General features: G+C 62.7%; 2 protein-coding genes. Both read right to left on the bottom strand.

The window, feature by feature from the left end; translation table 11 throughout:
• Positions 1-117: 117 nt before the first annotated feature.
• Positions 118-1,479 (bottom strand): hypothetical protein, encoded by a 1,362-nt coding sequence (locus tag Q0216_RS01690; protein WP_298592438.1) that lies wholly within the window; start codon positions 1,477-1,479, stop codon positions 118-120.
• 317 nt (positions 1,480-1,796) lie between these two features.
• The gene (locus Q0216_RS01685) at positions 1,797-2,792 is read right to left on the bottom strand and encodes an HNH endonuclease (RefSeq protein WP_298592436.1); all 996 of its coding nucleotides are present in this window, start codon (positions 2,790-2,792) and stop codon (positions 1,797-1,799) included.
• Positions 2,793-3,116 lie beyond the last annotated feature (324 nt).

The following is a 3,116-nucleotide window of genomic DNA, read 5'->3' as shown; positions in this document are numbered from 1 at the left end:
GAAGCGAAGCGAGGGCGGGTGCCCCTGTAGGAACGAGGAGGAGCACCGCCCCTCAAGCGTTCCAAGCTGCGGAGGAAACATGCGGCGCACCGCCCCTCAATCGCCTTTAGCCCGGAGCTAGGAAGCAGCCTCGCAGTAGGTCACCGTCACCGAACCGTTACCGCGCTCGCGCATCCACTGCGGCGCGTTCTCAGCCGAAACGATAGAGCCGTCGCTCACGGACGGTGCAATGTACGAGCCGCCCGCGCCACCTGCGCCGCCCTGCATCGTGTAGCCGATGCCCTGACGCACGCCGGTCGGGCTGTTCAGCCACTTCTGGGTCAGCACAATCGAGGAGACGGACTGTGCCGCACCGGAACCGCCGCCGCCGTAACCGGCGCCGCCACCTCCGGACACCACAGACTGGTAGCCGTTGAAGTTCTGTGCGTACGCACCCTCGTCATTGTAGATGTCCAGGTCCCAGCTGCGGTCCTCGTAGGTGCCCTTCTCGTGCACGCTGGCGGGGTTCTCATCCAGCTGGTAGGAGTGCGCACCCGCGCCGTCGCCGCCATTGCCCGCAAAGCCGTTCGTGCCCGCGTTACCGGCAACAAACTGGCTGAACAGCACCTGGTTGTTGGTGGATTCAAAGCCGATGATGGGGCCGCTGACCGGCAGGGTGCCTGCCGCGCCGCCTGCACCGCCTACACCCGCTGCGCCGCCGAAGCCGGAGTTGTAGGTCAGGACCTTGGAACGTTCTGCCTGGTAGATTTCGGAGCCGGGGGTGCCGTTGGAGCCTGCCGCTGCGGAGGCACTACCCGCCGCGTCGAACTGCGGGGATGCATCCGAGCCGAGGGCCGCCACACCGGCGTCGATCTGGCCGTCGAGGTTGGAGTACCAGGGGTCTGCGTAGGACACGCCGGAGCTGGTCATGCCCGCGCCGCCACCGCCACCTGCAACCGCCACCACGGTGCCGTCAACGAGCAGTGCCGAGGAGCCGCCGCCGGATGCGGCGTACACCTGGGTCTTGGAGTTAGCCGGGTCGGCGTATTTGGCGTCGACCTGCGCGGTAATGTTGGCGGGGATGGTGTAGGCGGGTACGGAACCGCCGTTGCCGTAGCCTTCACCACCGGCGGTGGGGGTGAGGGAGCCGTCACCGATACCGCCTGCTGCCGCGATAATCTGCACGGTGGAGCCGGGGGTGACGGGGATGATGCCGCTGACCTTCGCGCCGGAGCCGGCGGGGGTCATGCGGTTGTTGGTGCCGCCTGCGCCGCCAACCAGTTCGAAGCGGAGCTTGTGAACGTTGCTAGGCACGGTGAAGCTCTGCACGGTCTTGGTGCCTTCATCGGTGCCGGAGATATTGTACGCCGGGTGTGCGGCGAAGGTGCAGTCTGCGGCGACGGACGCTGCGTAGGAGGGGATGGTTGCGGATGCTGCGACGACGGGTGCCGCCCAGGCTGCGCCGGCGACGAGCTTGCGGCGGGTTAGGGAAGTAGACATGGTATGCCCTTTATTCAGGTGGGGTGATGTGTTTGCGGCGCAACTCTATGTGAATCCGAGCGAGCCTCAAATTGCTTGCTTTGGAAAGAGAATCAGCGCCGTTCAAAAGAATACCTTGAACCTCAGCTTTAACATAAATCCCTAGTTAGCGCACTGTATGGGAGCCCTTGGATGCCTCGCGCCGCGCCCTTCCTGCGCTCCTGCAGGGAACCCGCCGCTCCCGAACGCTCCCCACTCCTCCTTGCTCCACTGCTCCTTGCTTCGCTGCGGAGAGCGCCCGGGTGGGCACCCTGATGTCGCTTTCGGGTGGTGCGGCTTTATGCGAGCCGCAGGTTCCGTCCGCGTACGCAACGCCAGCAGAGGGTCTGCAAGTTCTCGGGCTCGTTGTTGCCACCTTCGGAGAGCGGAATCTTGTGGACGACCTCTAGGATGAGGATTCGTTCACGCATGATGGAGTTGCCGCAGCCGGGGTTTTGGCAGGTGTAGTTGTCGCGTTCTTTGATGCGTTGGCGCAGTTGGGCGGTCATGAGGGTGCGTTTGCCGCCTTCGGGCCACGCCCAGCGTATTTTGCGTTCTAGGGTTTCGGAGAGCGCGTCGAGGGTTGGGGTGTCGAGCGTGACGGTGACGGCGCGGTTTTCTTTGCCGCCGGGTGAGGCGTATTCGAAGCGGTAGACGGGGTACGGCACGGTCAGCCCCACGTGGCAGACATTGAGTTTGTCCCAGAACTCGTTGGCGTAATTTTTGGTGATGAACTGGGGCGGGTTGATGTGTGCGATCATGTTGTCTTCGCGGCGTCGCACGTTGTCGATCGCGGTTTCGAGGCGCGCGATATCGTCGGAGAGTCGTTGTACGTCTTTGAGGGTTTGCAGGTCGGCTTCGATGTGGAAGTATTTGGTGAGGCTGCCGATGGGGTCCCGCTCGGCTTCTTGGATGGTTGAGGCAGAAGCGGTGTAGACGTGCGGGTGGCGTCCTTCGGGTTTCTTCTGCAACAGTGTCCGCCAGGTTTTGGGTTGTTGAACTTCGACGGTGGCGAGGTGGCTGTACATGCCGTTGGTGGAGGTGCCGAGTTCGTAGATTCCGTGGGTGTAGATGTCGTGTACGTAGCTGGCGACTTCGTTGTATTCGCTGGCGAGTGTGGCGGTGCGTTGGCGGTGCGTCTGAAATTCGGGGGATGCGAAGTACCGGTTTTTGCGGATGGTCAGGATGATGCCCAGGATGAGCACGATGATGACGACGCCAAGGATGACGTACCAGAGGGAGAAGGCGAGGCATACGGCGAAGAAGATGCCGAGCCCTTTGAGGAAGGATTTCACGGGTGTTCCTTTGCGATACGGCGGTGTATCTGTGAGTGTAGATTTCCTCCATTAGGGTATCGGAGGTGGGTACCGCACGCAAAGCTTTTGGTCATACCGGGGAGCTATTGACCAGGGAGCTGTTGAATAGATTCGGCGGCAGGCTTACACCTTCCGGATGCGCCCTCAGGGTGCCCGAAGCGAAGCGAGGGCGGGTTCCCTGCGACGGCGCGGAGGAAGTGTGTAAGATGCACGCCCTACAAACGTAGGCCCGGTGGAGCCAGCGAAAGGCTGAGAAGGCGACAACCCCCTCCCCCTTCCAGTTCGTTATGCCGGTATTGCGCA

Source organism: uncultured Rothia sp., from assembly GCF_937976295.1.
Lineage (GTDB): Bacteria > Actinomycetota > Actinomycetes > Actinomycetales > Micrococcaceae > Rothia.
This window is presented reverse-complemented; position numbering and strand designations above follow the sequence as displayed.